The sequence below is a fragment of the Cupriavidus sp. WKF15 genome, from assembly GCF_029278605.1.
GTDB lineage: Bacteria > Pseudomonadota > Gammaproteobacteria > Burkholderiales > Burkholderiaceae > Cupriavidus.
The window spans coordinates 3,184,165-3,197,843 of record NZ_CP119572.1 but is presented as its reverse complement, the minus strand read 5'-3'; the positions used below and the strand labels follow the sequence as shown (position 1 = coordinate 3,197,843).

At 66.1% G+C, this 13,679-nt stretch carries 12 protein-coding genes; 11 read left to right on the top strand and 1 reads right to left on the bottom strand.

Annotated elements, in window-relative coordinates:
- Positions 1-6: 6 nt before the first annotated feature.
- The 11 genes from mraY (at position 7) to lpxC (ending at position 12,980) form a co-directional block, all read left to right on the top strand.
- A complete protein-coding gene (gene mraY / locus CupriaWKF_RS14835) occupies positions 7-1,176 on the top strand; it encodes a phospho-N-acetylmuramoyl-pentapeptide-transferase (RefSeq protein WP_276098603.1) in 1,170 nt (389 codons plus the stop codon).
- Between the two features lie 66 nt (positions 1,177-1,242).
- Complete coding sequence (gene murD, locus CupriaWKF_RS14830) at positions 1,243-2,751, top strand: UDP-N-acetylmuramoyl-L-alanine--D-glutamate ligase (protein WP_276098602.1); 1,509 nt, start codon at positions 1,243-1,245, stop codon at positions 2,749-2,751.
- A complete protein-coding gene (gene ftsW, locus CupriaWKF_RS14825; RefSeq protein WP_276098601.1) occupies positions 2,748-3,989 on the top strand; it encodes a putative lipid II flippase FtsW in 1,242 nt (413 codons plus the stop codon). The genes murD and ftsW overlap by 4 nt, the downstream gene beginning before the upstream one ends.
- Positions 3,986-5,056, top strand: a complete 1,071-nt coding sequence (murG, locus tag CupriaWKF_RS14820) for an undecaprenyldiphospho-muramoylpentapeptide beta-N-acetylglucosaminyltransferase (RefSeq protein WP_276098600.1) — start codon at positions 3,986-3,988, stop codon at positions 5,054-5,056. The genes ftsW and murG overlap by 4 nt, the downstream gene beginning before the upstream one ends.
- Positions 5,057-5,079: 23 nt before the next feature.
- Positions 5,080-6,507 carry a UDP-N-acetylmuramate--L-alanine ligase gene (gene murC / locus CupriaWKF_RS14815; RefSeq protein ID WP_276098599.1) on the top strand — a complete coding sequence of 476 codons (1,428 nt, stop codon included), beginning with the start codon at positions 5,080-5,082 and terminating at the stop codon, positions 6,505-6,507.
- The gene (locus tag CupriaWKF_RS14810) at positions 6,504-7,487 is read left to right on the top strand and encodes a D-alanine--D-alanine ligase (protein WP_276098598.1); all 984 of its coding nucleotides are present in this window, start codon (positions 6,504-6,506) and stop codon (positions 7,485-7,487) included. The genes murC and CupriaWKF_RS14810 overlap by 4 nt, the downstream gene beginning before the upstream one ends.
- Positions 7,488-7,520: 33 nt before the next feature.
- Positions 7,521-8,408, top strand: a complete 888-nt coding sequence (locus CupriaWKF_RS14805) for a cell division protein FtsQ/DivIB (RefSeq protein ID WP_276098597.1) — start codon at positions 7,521-7,523, stop codon at positions 8,406-8,408.
- Positions 8,405-9,637: a cell division protein FtsA gene (gene ftsA, locus CupriaWKF_RS14800; protein ID WP_211945849.1), complete on the top strand. Its 1,233-nt coding sequence runs from the start codon at positions 8,405-8,407 to the stop codon at positions 9,635-9,637. The genes CupriaWKF_RS14805 and ftsA overlap by 4 nt, the downstream gene beginning before the upstream one ends.
- 172 nt (positions 9,638-9,809) lie before the next feature.
- The gene (gene ftsZ, locus CupriaWKF_RS14795) at positions 9,810-11,003 is read left to right on the top strand and encodes a cell division protein FtsZ (protein ID WP_276098596.1); all 1,194 of its coding nucleotides are present in this window, start codon (positions 9,810-9,812) and stop codon (positions 11,001-11,003) included.
- Between the two features lie 398 nt (positions 11,004-11,401).
- Positions 11,402-11,908, top strand: coding sequence for a peroxiredoxin (locus CupriaWKF_RS14790; RefSeq protein ID WP_276098595.1), 507 nt, complete (start codon positions 11,402-11,404; stop codon positions 11,906-11,908).
- Positions 11,909-12,062: 154 nt separating this feature from the next.
- A complete protein-coding gene (gene lpxC / locus CupriaWKF_RS14785; RefSeq protein ID WP_276098594.1) occupies positions 12,063-12,980 on the top strand; it encodes a UDP-3-O-acyl-N-acetylglucosamine deacetylase in 918 nt (305 codons plus the stop codon).
- A gap of 60 nt (positions 12,981-13,040) precedes the next feature.
- Here the strand turns inward: lpxC and CupriaWKF_RS14780 are convergent, their stop codons facing one another.
- Entirely contained in the window at positions 13,041-13,547 is a 507-nt protein-coding gene (locus CupriaWKF_RS14780; protein ID WP_276098593.1) for a DciA family protein, read from the bottom strand.
- Between the last annotated feature and the right edge of the window lie 132 nt (positions 13,548-13,679).

The following is a 13,679-nucleotide window of genomic DNA, read 5'->3' as shown; positions in this document are numbered from 1 at the left end:
AACACGATGTTATTGGCTCTGGCCCAGTGGCTGCAAAACGATTACAGCTTCCTTCGGGTCGTCAACTACCTGACCTTCCGCGCGGTGATGGCCAACCTCACCGCGCTGGTGATCGGCCTTGCGGCCGGTCCGTGGGTCATCCGCAAGCTGACCGAACTGAAGGTCGGCCAGGCCGTGCGCACGATCGGCCCGCAGACCCACCTGGTCAAGTCCGGGACGCCGACCATGGGTGGCGTGCTGGTGCTCGTCTCCATCGCCATTTCGACGGTGCTGTGGTGCGACTGGGGCAACCGCTTCATCTGGGTGGTGATGCTGGTCACGCTCGGCTACGGCGCCATCGGCTGGGTCGACGACTACCGCAAGGTGGTCTATCGCGATCCGCGCGGCATGTCGAGCCGCGAGAAGTTCTTCTGGCAGACGCTGATCGGCCTGGTCGCCGCGGTCTATCTCGCGTTCTCGGTGTCCGAGAGCAGCAACGTGCGGGTCTGGGACCTGTTCCTGAGCTGGGTCGAGGGCGGCCTGTCGCTGGACATGCCGTACAAGTCCAACCTGATCGTGCCCTTCTTCAAGGAAGTCAGCTACCCGCTGGGCGTGGCCGGTTTCATCGTGCTGACCTATCTCGTGATCGTCGGCTCGAGCAACGCGGTGAACCTGACCGACGGCCTGGACGGCCTGGTGATCATGCCGGTGGTGCTGGTCGGCGGCGCGCTTGGCGCGTTTGCCTACGTGATGGGCAACGCGGTCTACAGCAAGTATCTGCTCTTTCCCCACATTCCCGGCGCGGGCGAGCTGCTGATCTTCTGCTCGGCGCTGGCCGGCGCGGGGCTGGCTTTCCTCTGGTTCAACGCGCACCCGGCGCAGGTGTTCATGGGCGATGTCGGCGCCCTGGCGCTGGGCGGCGCGCTCGGCACCGTGGCGGTGATCGTGCGCCAGGAGATCGTGCTGTTCGTGATGGGCGGCATCTTCGTGGTGGAAACCGTGTCGGTGATGCTGCAGGTCACGTGGTTCAAGATCACCAAGCGCCGCTATGGCGAGGGGCGAAGGCTCTTCCGCATGGCGCCGCTGCACCACCATTTCGAGCTGAGCGGCTGGAAGGAGACGCAGGTCACCGTGCGCTTCTGGATCATCACCATGCTGCTGGTGCTGATCGGGCTGTCCACGCTGAAGCTGCGCTGATGCGGGCGCTTCTTATATAGACACAGGATTACTGAACTACCAACCAACAAAAGGCAGGAATACGAAGTGTTTGGCGAGCTGCAAAAACCTCATGTGCTGGTACTGGGCCTCGGCGAATCGGGGCTGGCCATGGCGCGCTGGTGTGGCCTGAACGGCTGCGCGGTGCGCGTGGCCGACACGCGCGAGGCTCCCGCCAACCTTGTTTTCCTGCAGGCCGAGCTGACGTCGGCCGAGTTCGTGGGCGGCCCGTTCGCCGAAAGCCTGCTCGACGGCATCGGCCTGGTGGCGATCAGCCCGGGCCTGTCGCCGCTTGAGGCCGATACCGGCGCACTGCTGGCCAACGCGCGTGCGCGCGGGATTCCGGTGTGGGGCGAGATCGAACTGTTTGCGCGTGCGCTGGCGCACCTGCAGGCCGAATCCGGCTACGCACCGAAGGTGCTGGCGATCACGGGCACCAACGGCAAGACCACCACCACGGCGCTGACTGGCCGGCTGGTCGAGCGCGCCGGCAAGAGCGTGGCGGTCGCCGGCAATATCAGCCCGTCGGCGCTGGACAAGCTGTCGGCCTGCATCGCCTCGGCCACGCTGCCGGAGGTGTGGGTGCTGGAACTATCGAGCTTCCAGCTCGAGACCACGCACACGCTGGCGCCGCACGCGGCCACGGTGCTCAACGTCACCCAGGACCACCTCGACTGGCATGGCTCGATGCAAGCCTATGCAGCGTCCAAGGCGCGCATCTTCGGCCCGGCCGGCACGGCCTGCGTACAGGTGTTGAACCGTAATGACCGCCTGACCATGGACATGGCCCGCCCGGGCACGGCGCCGGTGACCTTCGGCACCGACCTGCCCGAGGCGCCCGGCAGCTTCGGCGTGCTGCGCGAGGGCGGCATGCCCTGGCTGGTACTGGCCGAAACCGATACGGAAGCCGAAGCAGAGGGCAAGCCGCGCCGCCGCAAGGCCGACGCCGCGCAGGAAGCCGTGCCGGTGCGCCACAAGCGCCTGATGCCGGCCGACGCGCTGCATATCCGCGGCATGCACAACGCCACCAACGCCATGGCGGCGCTGGCGCTGTGCCGTGCCATCGACCTGCCGCTCAACGCGCTGCTGCATGGGCTGCGTGAATACCGTGGCGAACCGCACCGCGTGGAGTGGGTCGCCACCATCGACGACATCGAGTATTTCGACGACAGCAAGGGTACCAACGTGGGTGCCACGGTGGCCGCGCTGTCGGGCCTGGACAAGCGCGTCGTGCTGATCGCCGGCGGCGAAGGCAAGGGCCAGGATTTCTCGCCCCTGGCTGAGCCGGTGGCGCAATACGCGCGCGCCGTGGTGCTGATCGGCCGCGCCGCGGGCGAGCTGCGCGATGCGCTGCAGGGCAGCGGCGCGTCGCTGGTCGATGTCGCCACGCTCGAAGAAGCCGTGAACATGGCGGCGGAACTGGCCGAGCGCGGCGACGTCGTGCTGCTGTCGCCGGCGTGCGCCAGCCTGGATATGTTCCGCAACTATGTGCACCGCGCCGAGGTATTTCGCGCCGCGGTGGAAGAACTGGCCCTGTCGCGGGGGATCATGCCATGAGTGACTCGCAGGTCAAGCGCAGCGGTTTCATCGGCGCCACCATCGGCAATGCCTGGGGCGGCCTGCGCGATGCGGTATCGGGCGTCAAGCCGACCCGCTCGCGCATGATGGAGTACGACCAGCCCCTGCTGTGGGTGGCGATCGTGCTGCTCGCGCTCGGCCTGGTGATGGTCTACTCGGCCTCGATCGCGCTGCCCGATTCGCCGCGCTACGCGAATTACCGCGAAAGCCACTTCCTGGTGCGGCACCTGTTCGCGCTGCTGATCGGCCTCTCGGTCGGGCTCGCGGCGTTCCAGATCCCGGTCAAGGTGTGGGACCGCTACGCACCCAAGCTCTTCATCATCGCGCTGGTGCTGCTGGTGTTGGTGCTGGTGCCGTTCGTCGGCAAGGGCGTGAACGGCGCGCGCCGCTGGATTCCGCTCGGCATCATGAACTTCCAGCCGTCGGAGCTGATGAAGCTCGCGGTGGTGCTGTACGCGGCTAACTACACGGTGCGCAAGCAGGAGTGGATGCAGACCGTGGCCAAGGGCTTCCTGCCGATGGGCGTGGCCGTGGTGGTGGTCGGCATGCTGCTGCTGCTCGAGCCCGACATGGGCGCGTTCCTGGTGATCGCAGCGGTGGCCATGGGCATCCTGTTCCTGGGCGGCATCAACGGCAAGCTGTTCGCCGGCCTGGTCGGCGTGGCGGTCGGCGCGTTCGCGCTGCTGATCACCTTGTCGCCATGGCGGCGCGAGCGGATCTTCGCGTACCTGAACCCGTGGGAAGAGAGCAACGCACTCGGCAAGGCCTACCAGCTCACGCATTCGCTGATCGCGTTCGGGCGCGGCGAATGGACCGGCGTCGGCCTCGGCGGCAGCATCGAGAAGCTGCACTACCTGCCCGAAGCGCACACCGACTTCATCCTCGCCGTGATCGGCGAGGAATTCGGCTTCGTCGGCGTGCTCGTCATCATCATCCTGTTCTACTGGCTGGTGCGTCGCGCGTTCAATATCGGCCGCACCGCGCTGCAGCTCGACCGCACCTTTGCGGGCCTGGTGGCCAAGGGCATCGGTGTGTGGATCGGCTGGCAGACCTTCATCAATATGGGCGTGAACCTGGGCCTGCTGCCGACCAAGGGGCTGACGCTGCCGCTGGTGAGCTATGGCGGCTCGGGCATCCTCATGAACTGCGTGGCGCTGGCGATTCTCCTTCGTATCGACTATGAGAACCGGGTCATGATGCGCGGAGGCAAGGTATGACGCAGCAGCGCACCTTGCTCGTCATGGCCGGCGGCACCGGGGGGCACGTCTTCCCGGGGCTGGCGGTCGCGCACGCGCTGCGCGAGCAGGGCTGGAAAGTAGTCTGGCTGGGCAACCGCACCGGGATGGAAGCCACGCTGGTACCGAAGCACGACATCCCGATGGAGTTCATCCAGTTTGGCGGGCTGCGCGGCAAGGGGCTGGTGACCAAGTTCCTGCTGCCGCTGAACCTGCTGCGCGCGTTCTGGCAGAGCATCGGCGCGCTGCGCCGCGTGCGTCCGAGCGTGGTGCTGGGCATGGGCGGCTATATCACGTTCCCGGCGGGGATGATGGCCTCGCTGCTCGGGCGCCCGCTGGTGCTGCACGAGCAGAACTCGATCGCCGGCCTGGCCAACAAGGTGCTGGCCAAGGTGGCGGACCGCGTGCTGTGCGCGTTCCCGGACACGCTGCCCGGCAGCGAGTGGACCGGCAACCCCGTGCGCGAGGCACTGGCCCATATGGCGCAGCCGGAAGCACGCTATGACCGGCGCACCGGTCCGCTGAACATCCTGGTGGTGGGCGGCAGCCTGGGCGCTGCGGCGCTCAACGAAGTCGTGCCGAAGGCCCTCGCCATGCTGCCCGAGGGGCAGCGCCCGGTGGTCACGCACCAGGCGGGCGCGAAGCAGATCGACACGCTGCGCGCGAACTATGCCGCCGCGCAGGTGTCTGCTCAGGCCGTGCCTTTTATCGATGACATGGCGAAGGCCTATGCCGACGCCGACCTGGTGATCTGCCGCGCGGGCGCGATGACGGTTTCCGAAGTGGCGGCCGCCGGCGTGGCCGCACTGTTCGTGCCGTTCCCGCATGCGGTGGACGATCACCAGACGACCAATGCGGAATTCCTGTCCAAGCAGGGTGCAGCCCTGCTCGTGCAGCAAAAAGAACTGACGGCGGACGGGCTGGCGAAGACCATCGCCGGCCTGAACCGGCCGCAACTGAAAGAGATGGCGCGCCTGGCGCGCGGACTGGCCAAGCCTGAGGCAACCCGGCGCGTAGCCGAGGTCTGCAGCGAGATGGCCAGGGACTGAAGCCCAATACATGTAGTGACTCAATGAAGCATATCGTCAAGAACATCCACTTCGTAGGCATCGGCGGCGCCGGCATGAGCGGCATCGCCGAGGTCCTGCTGAACCTGGGCTACAAGGTCTCGGGTTCCGATGTGGGCAGCAATGCCGCCACGCGGCGCCTGGCCTCGCTGGGCGCCACGGTCATGCACGGGCATGACGCGGCCAATATCGCCGGCGCCAATGCCGTGGTGGTTTCGACCGCCGTGAGCGGCGACAACCCCGAAGTGCTGGCTGCCCGCAGCAAGCGCATCCCGGTGGTGCCGCGCGCGGTGATGCTGGCCGAGCTGATGCGCCTGAAGCAGGGCGTGGCCATTGCCGGCACGCATGGCAAGACCACCACCACGAGCCTGGTGGCCTCGGTGCTGGCCGAAGGCGGGCTGGACCCGACCTTCGTGATCGGCGGCCGCCTGAATTCCGCGGGCGCCAACGCGCGCCTGGGCACGGGCGACTTCATCGTGGCCGAGGCGGACGAATCCGACGCCTCGTTCCTCAACCTGTTCCCGGTCATTGAGGTCATCACCAATATCGATGCCGACCACATGGACACCTACGGGCACGACTTTGCGCGGCTCAAGCAGGCGTTCATCGAATTCACGCAGCGCCTGCCGTTCTATGGCATCGCCGTGCTGTGCGTGGACGACCCGAACGTGCGCGAGATCCTGCCGTTCGTGTCCAAGCCCGTGGTGCGCTACGGCTTTGCCGAGGATGCGCAGATCCGCGCGGTCAACGCGCGCGCCGTCGACGGCCAGATGCACTTCACGGTGCTGCGTCAGCTCAACGGCCACGCCGAGCCGCCGCTGGACGTGGTGCTGAACCTGCCGGGCCTGCACAACGTGCAGAACGCGCTGGCGGCGATCGCCATCGCCACCGAGCTCGAAGTGCCCGACGCCGCTATCGTCAAGGCGCTGCGGGAGTTCCACGGCGTCGGCCGCCGCTTCCAGCGCTACGGCGAGGTGGCCACCGCGGACGGCACTGGCACGTTCACGCTGGTCGACGACTACGGCCACCACCCGGTGGAAATGGCCGCCACGCTCGCCGCCGCGCGCGGTGCGTTCCCGGACCGCCGCCTGGTGCTGGCGTTCCAGCCGCACCGGTTCACGCGTACGCGCGATTGTTTCGAGGATTTCGTCAAGGTGCTCGGCACCGTTGACGCGCTGCTGCTGGCCGAGGTCTATGCCGCCGGCGAAGCGCCGATCGTCGCGGCCGATGGCCGCGCGCTGACCCGGGCCCTGCGCGTGGCGGGCAAGGTCGAACCTGTATTCGTGGAGCAGATGGAAGAGATGCCGCAGGCCATCATGAATGCCGCCCGGCCCGGCGATGTGGTCGTGACCATGGGGGCCGGCTCGATCGGCGCGGTGCCGGGACAAGTGGTCTCGCACCAGCAGCCGCTGCAGGTGGGAGGTGCGGCATGAGCTTCGTCGCCAATCCAAAGATCGACCCGAAATCGCTGGGCAAGGTCGGCGTGCTGTACGGCGGCCGTTCGGCCGAGCGCGAGATTTCGCTGATGTCGGGCGCCGGTGTGCTGGCCGCGCTGCAGTCGCGCGGCGTCGATGCGCACGGTTTCGATCCGGGCAAGCAGGGCGTGGCCGAGCTGGCCGCGGCCGGCTTTGACCGCGTCTTTATCGCGCTGCACGGCCGCTACGGCGAAGATGGGACCATCCAGGGTCTGCTCGAGCAGCTCGGCGTGCCGTACACGGGCAGCGGCGTGCTGGCCTCGGCGCTGGCCATGGACAAGCAGGCGACCAAGCGCCTGTGGATGACGCACGACCTGTCCACGCCGCGCTTCGCCATGCTGTATGCCGATACGGATTTCGATGCGGTGGTGGCCGACCTGGGCCTGCCGCTGATCGTCAAGCCGGCGCGGGAAGGTTCCTCGATCGGCCTGAGCAAGGTCACCGATGCGGCGCAGATGCGCGAAGCCTTTGAGAAGGCGGCGGCGCTGGACAACGACGTCATTGCCGAGACCTTTATCGATGGCGCCGAGCTGACCTGCCCGCTCGTCGGGGAGGGCGCCACGGCCGAAGCGCTGCCGGTCATCCGCATCGTCGCGCCGGATTCGAACTACGACTATCAAAATAAGTACTTTACTGACGATACCCAATATCTGTGTCCGTCCGGTCTGAGCGCCGAAGTCGAGCGCGAAGTGCAGCAACTGGCGGTGCAGGCCTACCGCGTGCTGGGTTGCCGTGGCTGGGCGCGCGCGGACGTGATGCTGCGCGCCGACGGCAAGCCTTTCCTGCTTGAAATGAATACCTCGCCGGGCATGACCGGCCATTCGCTCGTGCCGATGGCCGCGCGTGCGGCTGGCATCAGCTACGAGGACTTCGTCATGCAGGTGGTGGCCGCCGCGACGCTGGACCTGCATCCGAACGAACACTGGAAACCTGAATAACCCTGGCAAGACCATACCGGACGAACTCGCACCATGTGGCATAACGCTCGCCTGCTCAACCTGATCGCCTCCGCGCTCTATGCGCTGGTGGCGCTGATGGCGCTCGCGGCCGGTTTGCTGTGGCTCGCGCAGCGGCCGGTGTTCGCCATTACCCATGTCGTGGTGGCGCCGATGGACGGCGGCGCGCTGCGCCACGTCAACGCGCCCAGCGTGCGGGCCAATGCGGTGGGCAAGCTGACCGGCAACTTCTTCACGCTGGACCTGAACGCGGCGCGGCAGGTGTTCGAATCGGTGCCCTGGGTACGGCGCGCGAGCGTGCGGCGCGAGTGGCCCAACGGACTGACCGTGGAAGTCGAGGAACACGAGGCGCTGGGCACCTGGGGCGCCGCCGACGGCGGCAGGCTCATCAACACCTATGGCGAAGTGTTTGTCGCCAATACCGCCGAGGCCGAGGAAGACGCCCAGCTGCTGGCGCTGGATGGACCGCCCGACAGTGAGGGCGACGTGATCGAGAAGCTCGAGGTCATGCGCGAATGGTTCAAGCCGCTCAAGGCCGAACCGCTGTCGGTGGCGCTGTCCGGACGCTATGCCTGGCGCACCAAGCTGTCCAACGGCATGGTGGTCGAGCTTGGCCGCGAGCAGAACGACGAAGAGCGCGCCGCGATGGAGCAGCGCGTGAAACGTTTCGTTGCCGCGTGGCCGCAGGTCACCGAGCAGTGGGGCAAGCAGATCGATTACGCCGACCTGCGCTACCCGAACGGCTTCGCGATCCGCACGGCAAACGCGCGCTTCCTGACCGACGCGCAGGCCGCGGCGGCCGCGAAGGCCAAGGCGACGGCAGGCACGGGAGCCACAGCAACTGGTACTTCCATCAACAATCCGACGCGACTGAAGAGTAAGAACGCGGAGAAAACCCGATGAGCAAGGAATACAAGGACCTACTGGTCGGTCTCGACATCGGCACCTCGAAGGTGGCGGCCGTGGTGGCGGAACTGCGCCCCGACGGCAGCTACGAGGTGATCGGGATGGGCCAGTCAGAGTCCAAGGGTCTGAAGAAAGGGGTCGTGGTCAATATCGAGGCCACCGTGCAGTCGATCCAGAAGGCGCTCGAAGAGGCCGAGCTGATGGCCGACTGCAAGATCGCCGAGGTATTCACCGGCATTGCCGGCAGCCATATCCGCAGCTTCAATTCGAGCGGCATGGTGGCGATCAAGGACAAGGAGGTCACGCAGACCGACGTGGCGCGCGTGATCGAGACCGCCAAGGCGGTCAATATCCCGACCGACCAGCAGATCCTGCACATCCTGACGCAGGAATTCATCATCGACGGCCAGGAGGACGTGCGCGAGCCGATCGGCATGAGCGGCATCCGGCTGGAAGTGAAGGTGCATATCGTCACCGGCGCCGTCAGCGCCGCGCAGAACATCGTCAAGTGCGTGCGCCGCTGCGGCCTGGAAGTGCATGACCTGATCCTGCAGCCGCTCGCTTCGAGCCTGGCGGTGCTGACCGAGGATGAGAAGGAACTGGGCGTGGTGCTGGTCGATATCGGCGGCGGCACTACCGACATCGCGATCTTCAGCGAAGGCGCGATCCGCCATACGGCCGTGATCCCCATCGCCGGCGACCAGATCACCAACGACATCGCCATGGCGCTGCGCACGCCGACGCCGGATGCCGAGGACATCAAGATGCAGTACGGCATCGCCAAGCAGGCCATTGCCGATCCGGAAGACATGATCGAGGTGCCCGGCGTGGGCGACCGCGGCACGCGCACGCTGTCGCGCCAGGCGCTGGCGGCGGTGATCGAGCCGCGCATCGAGGAACTGTATTCGCTGGTGCACCAGGTGGTGCGTGAATCGGGCTATGAAGAGCTGCTGTCGTCCGGCGTGGTGATCACCGGCGGCACGGCGATGATGCCGGGCATGGTGGAGCTAGGCGAGGACATCTTCCTGAAGCCGGTGCGCGTGGGCGTGCCCGAGTACCGCGGCAATTTGCACGAGGTGGTAAAGAGCCCGCGCTACGCCACCGTGATGGGCCTGCTGCTCGAAGGCCGCGTGCAGCGCATGCGCGGACGAAAGGTGGCTGTGCAGAGCGGCTCGGTCAAGCAGGTGTGGGGCCGCATGAAGGAATGGTTTGTCGGCAACTTCTGACGTGAAGCTTGTCTGACGCAAGGAAAGTCGCGCTGTCTCTGTCGTTCGTGTCTACGCAGACAGGGGTGGCGCGTTGAAGGGAACATCTTTTTAATTGGTTTCTTGTTCAGGAACCAGGGGTTGCGGCGGGGAGGCTGCAAAGTCTGGGGACTGATTTTTCTCGGAGGCAGTGATGGACTTTGACATGATCGAAACGGAAGTGATGGACGGCACCATCATCAAAGTGGTGGGCGTGGGCGGCGCGGGCGGCAATGCCGTGCAGCACATGATCAGCCGCGGCGTGCAGGGTGTTGAATTCATCTGCATGAACACCGACGCGCAGGCACTGAAGCGTTCGAGCGCTTCGCGCGTGCTGCAACTGGGCAATTCCGGCCTGGGCGCTGGTGCCAAGCCGGAAGTCGGTCGTAACTGCGCCGAGCAGGCCCGCGAGCAGATCGCGGACGCGCTGCGCGGCGCCCACATGGTCTTCATCACTGCCGGCATGGGCGGCGGCACCGGTACCGGCGCCGCGCCGATCGTGGCGCAGGTGGCCAAGGAAATGGGCATCCTGACCGTGGGCGTGGTCAGCAAGCCGTTCGACTTCGAAGGCGCGCGCCGCGCCAAGGTAGCCGAGCACGGCTCGAGCGAGCTGGAAAGCTCGGTCGATTCGCTGATCGTGGTGCTCAACGAGAAGCTCTTCGAAGTCATGGGTGATGACGCCGAGATGGACAAGTGCTTCCAGTGCGCGGACGACGTGCTGCACAACGCCGTGGCCGGTATCGCCGAAATCATCAATGTGGACGGCCTGGTGAACGTCGACTTCGAAGACGTGAAGACGGTGATGGGCGAGCAGGGCAAGGCCATGATGGGCACGGCCACCGTGTCGGGCGTGGACCGCGCCCGCCTGGCTGCCGAGCAGGCCGTGGCCAGCCCGCTGCTGGAAGGCGTGGACCTGTCCGGCGCGCGCGGCGTGCTGGTCAACATCACCGCCAGCCGCTCGCTCAAGCTGTCGGAAACCAAGGAAGTCATGAACACCATCCGCAGCTACGCCGCGGAAGATGCGACCGTGATCTTCGGTACGGTGTATGACGACGCGATGGGCGATGCCCTGCGCGTGACGGTGGTGGCGACGGGCCTGGGCCGTTCGGCCAAGAAGCAGCAGCCGATGACCCTGCTCAAGACCGGCACCGACAACATCCCGGTGCAGATGATGGCCGGCATGGCTTCGGCCGCCGCCACGCACAGCTCGCCGGACTACAGTGGCCTGGATACCCCGGCGGTGTGGCGCAGCTCGCGTGAATCGGCGTCGGCCCACGTGGCCGCGCTGCAGGAGAAGGGTGTCGATACGTACGACATCCCGGCCTTCCTGCGCAAGCAGGCAGACTGAGCCGGAGCGGCCGGATCGAGCATCGCAGGGCCGGTCCCTGACGGCTTGCGCGTCCTTGTCGCGAAGCACGCAGCGCTCCCCATCCGCGCGTGCCTTGCATGGACCGTGCATTCCGCCCGGGCTGCCGGTGGTGCCGCGTCCGCGCTGAACCGCCTCCGTTCACATCCTGTCGCCGGGACGGGCGGCCACTGGCCGCCTCCCCGGACTGGTTTCCCGCCTTCCCGGTCGGGATGTGCCGTCGTCCGCGCGGCGCGCTGCAAGGCGCGCCGCGCGGACGTTTTTGTAGCAAGCTGTATCGAAATGCCACCGGATGTCATTGGCCTTGGACGCGCGCGCCGGGGAGCCTATGATTGCCGGCAGGTTTCGCCCTCCCTTCTTTTGACAGGATGCCAATCGCCATGATCGCTGTCGGACAACGCGTCCCGGACGCCACGCTGCAGGAATTCTTCGATACCCAGAGCGAAGGCTGCTCGCTGGGTCCCAATGCCTTTCGCGTGTCGGACCTCGTCAAGGGCCGCAAGATCGTTGTCTTTGCCTTGCCCGGCGCCTTTACGCCGACCTGCTCCGCCAAGCACGTGCCCGGCTACGTGGCCGAGGCGCAAACGCTGCGCGACGCCGGCGTGGATGAGGTCTGGTGCGTCTCGGTCAACGACGCCTTCGTGATGGGCGCCTGGGGCCGCGAGCAGCACACTGCAGGCAAGGTGCGCATGATGGCCGACGGAAGCGCAGAATGGACACGTGCGCTGGGTCTGGACCAGGATCTCTCCGCGCGCGGCATGGGCGTGCGCTCCAAGCGGTACGCGATGGTGATCGACGATGGTGTGGTGACCCACCTGCAGGTGGAGGCGCCCGGCGAATTCAAGGTCAGCAGCGCGGAAGCGACGCTCGAGGCGTTGCGCGGCTGACACAAATCAGTCACGCGATGTGTCGCATATTCCACTCCGTGTGCATGTATTAACACACCGAAACAAAGACTCTTAGCGGGATTTCCCTAGCAGTGTTAAAATCACTTAATCGACTAAGAGAATCTGATAGGTTCTAATAATTACTGAGGCCGCCATGCTTAAACAGCGCACCATCAAGTCCCTGGTGAAGACGGTCGGCATCGGTCTGCACTCGGGTCGCAAAGTGACGCTGACCCTGCGGCCGGCACCGGCTGGGACCGGTATCGTATTCACCCGCGTAGACCTGCCCGAAGCCGTCGAGATTCCCGCAGCCGCCGGATCCATTGGCGACACGCGCCTGGCATCGGTGCTGCAGAAGGATGGCGCGCGCGTTTCCACGGTCGAGCACCTGATGTCGGCCTGCGCCGGCCTGGGCATCGACAACCTCTATGTCGACGTCGACGCCGAGGAAATCCCGATCATGGACGGCAGCGCGGCATCGTTCGTGTTCCTGCTGCAATCGGCCGGCATCGAAGAGCAGAACGCCGCCAAGCGCTTTATCCGCGTAAAGAAGGCCGTCGAAGTGCGCGAAGGCGACAAGCTCGCGCGCCTGGAACCGTTCTTCGGCTTCAAGCTCTCGTTCACGATCGACTTCCGCCATCCTGCCGTCGACAAGACCGGCCAGAGCTTCGCGATCGATTTCGCCGACACCAGCTACGTGCGCGAGATCGCCCGTGCGCGCACCTTCGGCTTCGCCCATGAGGTCGAGGCGCTGCGCGAGATGGGCCTGGCCCGTGGCGGCAGTCTGGATAACGCGATCGTGCTGGATGAGCACCGCATGCTCAACAACGAAGAGCTGCGCTATGGCGACGAGTTCGTGCGCCACAAGATCCTGGATGCGATTGGCGACCTGTATGTGGTCGGCCATCCGTTGATTGGCGCCTATATCGCGCACAAGTCAGGCCATGGCATGAACAACCAGCTGCTGCGTGCACTGCTGGCGGACCAGGAAGCCTATGAGCTGGTGACGTTCGACCGCGTGGAAGACGCTCCGGCCGCGTTCCTGCCGCAGCTCCAGCCCGCGTTTGCCTGATTGCGGCGAGCAGTGGGAAGAAAAAAGCCGGCCCTCGGGCCGGTTTTTCATTTTGCGATCCTACCGATGATGCGACAGCAGGGTCTTCAACGCATCCTGCAGCGGGGACGGCGGCAGGCTGCGCGCCAACTCGTCCAGGCTGGCAAGCCCGACCGCTGTCATCCGTCCGTGGGTCCGCGGCCGCACCACAGGCCCGGTATCCCAGTCGCTGTGGCGCGTTGTTTCGGGTTGTACCCGTACCCGGATTGCAGTCACCTGCGAGCCCCGCTCTTGCAGGCGAGACAGCAATGTCGGCACCACCTGACGCACACGCGCCGCCGCCGCGCCATGCGCGGCCAGCAACAGCAGTACCTGCTCCTGCTGCGGTCCGCGGCCATCGCGCTTGACCCCGGCGACGGCAATGCCGTTGCGCATGGCCGGTGGCAGCAGCGACAGCACCTCGGCTTCGAGCGAGGCGAGTTCCCGCGCGGTCTGCATCAGCGCGGAAACCGGGCCGGCCTTGGCCAGCCAGTCGTTCAGGGGCTTGGCCGCCGGTGTCTGCAGGGCGTGGTGGGTGAACAGGCGCATCGATGCATTCTAGCAAGCCAGGGCGCCGCAACGGCATTTGCGGGGTCCTGTGAAGGGTTTGTCACGCAATCCGAAGCGCACATCCGGCGGCCGGCGATTGAACCTTGCCGTTCCGCCCCGATCTTTCGATAA

Bases quoted from the DNA above. Each gene is read 5' to 3' on its own strand.
- mraY (WP_276098603.1), top strand. From the start codon at position 7: ATGTTATTGGCTCTGGCCCAGTGGCTGCAAAACGATTACAGCTTCCTT.
- ftsW (WP_276098601.1), top strand. From the start codon at position 2,748: ATGAGTGACTCGCAGGTCAAGCGCAGCGGTTTCATCGGCGCCACCATC.
- murG (WP_276098600.1), top strand. From the start codon at position 3,986: ATGACGCAGCAGCGCACCTTGCTCGTCATGGCCGGCGGCACCGGGGGG.
- murC (WP_276098599.1), top strand. From the start codon at position 5,080: ATGAAGCATATCGTCAAGAACATCCACTTCGTAGGCATCGGCGGCGCC.
- CupriaWKF_RS14810 (WP_276098598.1), top strand. From the start codon at position 6,504: ATGAGCTTCGTCGCCAATCCAAAGATCGACCCGAAATCGCTGGGCAAG.
- CupriaWKF_RS14805 (WP_276098597.1), top strand. From the start codon at position 7,521: ATGTGGCATAACGCTCGCCTGCTCAACCTGATCGCCTCCGCGCTCTAT.
- ftsA (WP_211945849.1), top strand. From the start codon at position 8,405: ATGAGCAAGGAATACAAGGACCTACTGGTCGGTCTCGACATCGGCACC.
- ftsZ (WP_276098596.1), top strand. From the start codon at position 9,810: ATGGACTTTGACATGATCGAAACGGAAGTGATGGACGGCACCATCATC.
- CupriaWKF_RS14790 (WP_276098595.1), top strand. From the start codon at position 11,402: ATGATCGCTGTCGGACAACGCGTCCCGGACGCCACGCTGCAGGAATTC.
- lpxC (WP_276098594.1), top strand. From the start codon at position 12,063: ATGCTTAAACAGCGCACCATCAAGTCCCTGGTGAAGACGGTCGGCATC.
- CupriaWKF_RS14780 (WP_276098593.1), bottom strand. From the start codon at position 13,547: ATGCGCCTGTTCACCCACCACGCCCTGCAGACACCGGCGGCCAAGCCC.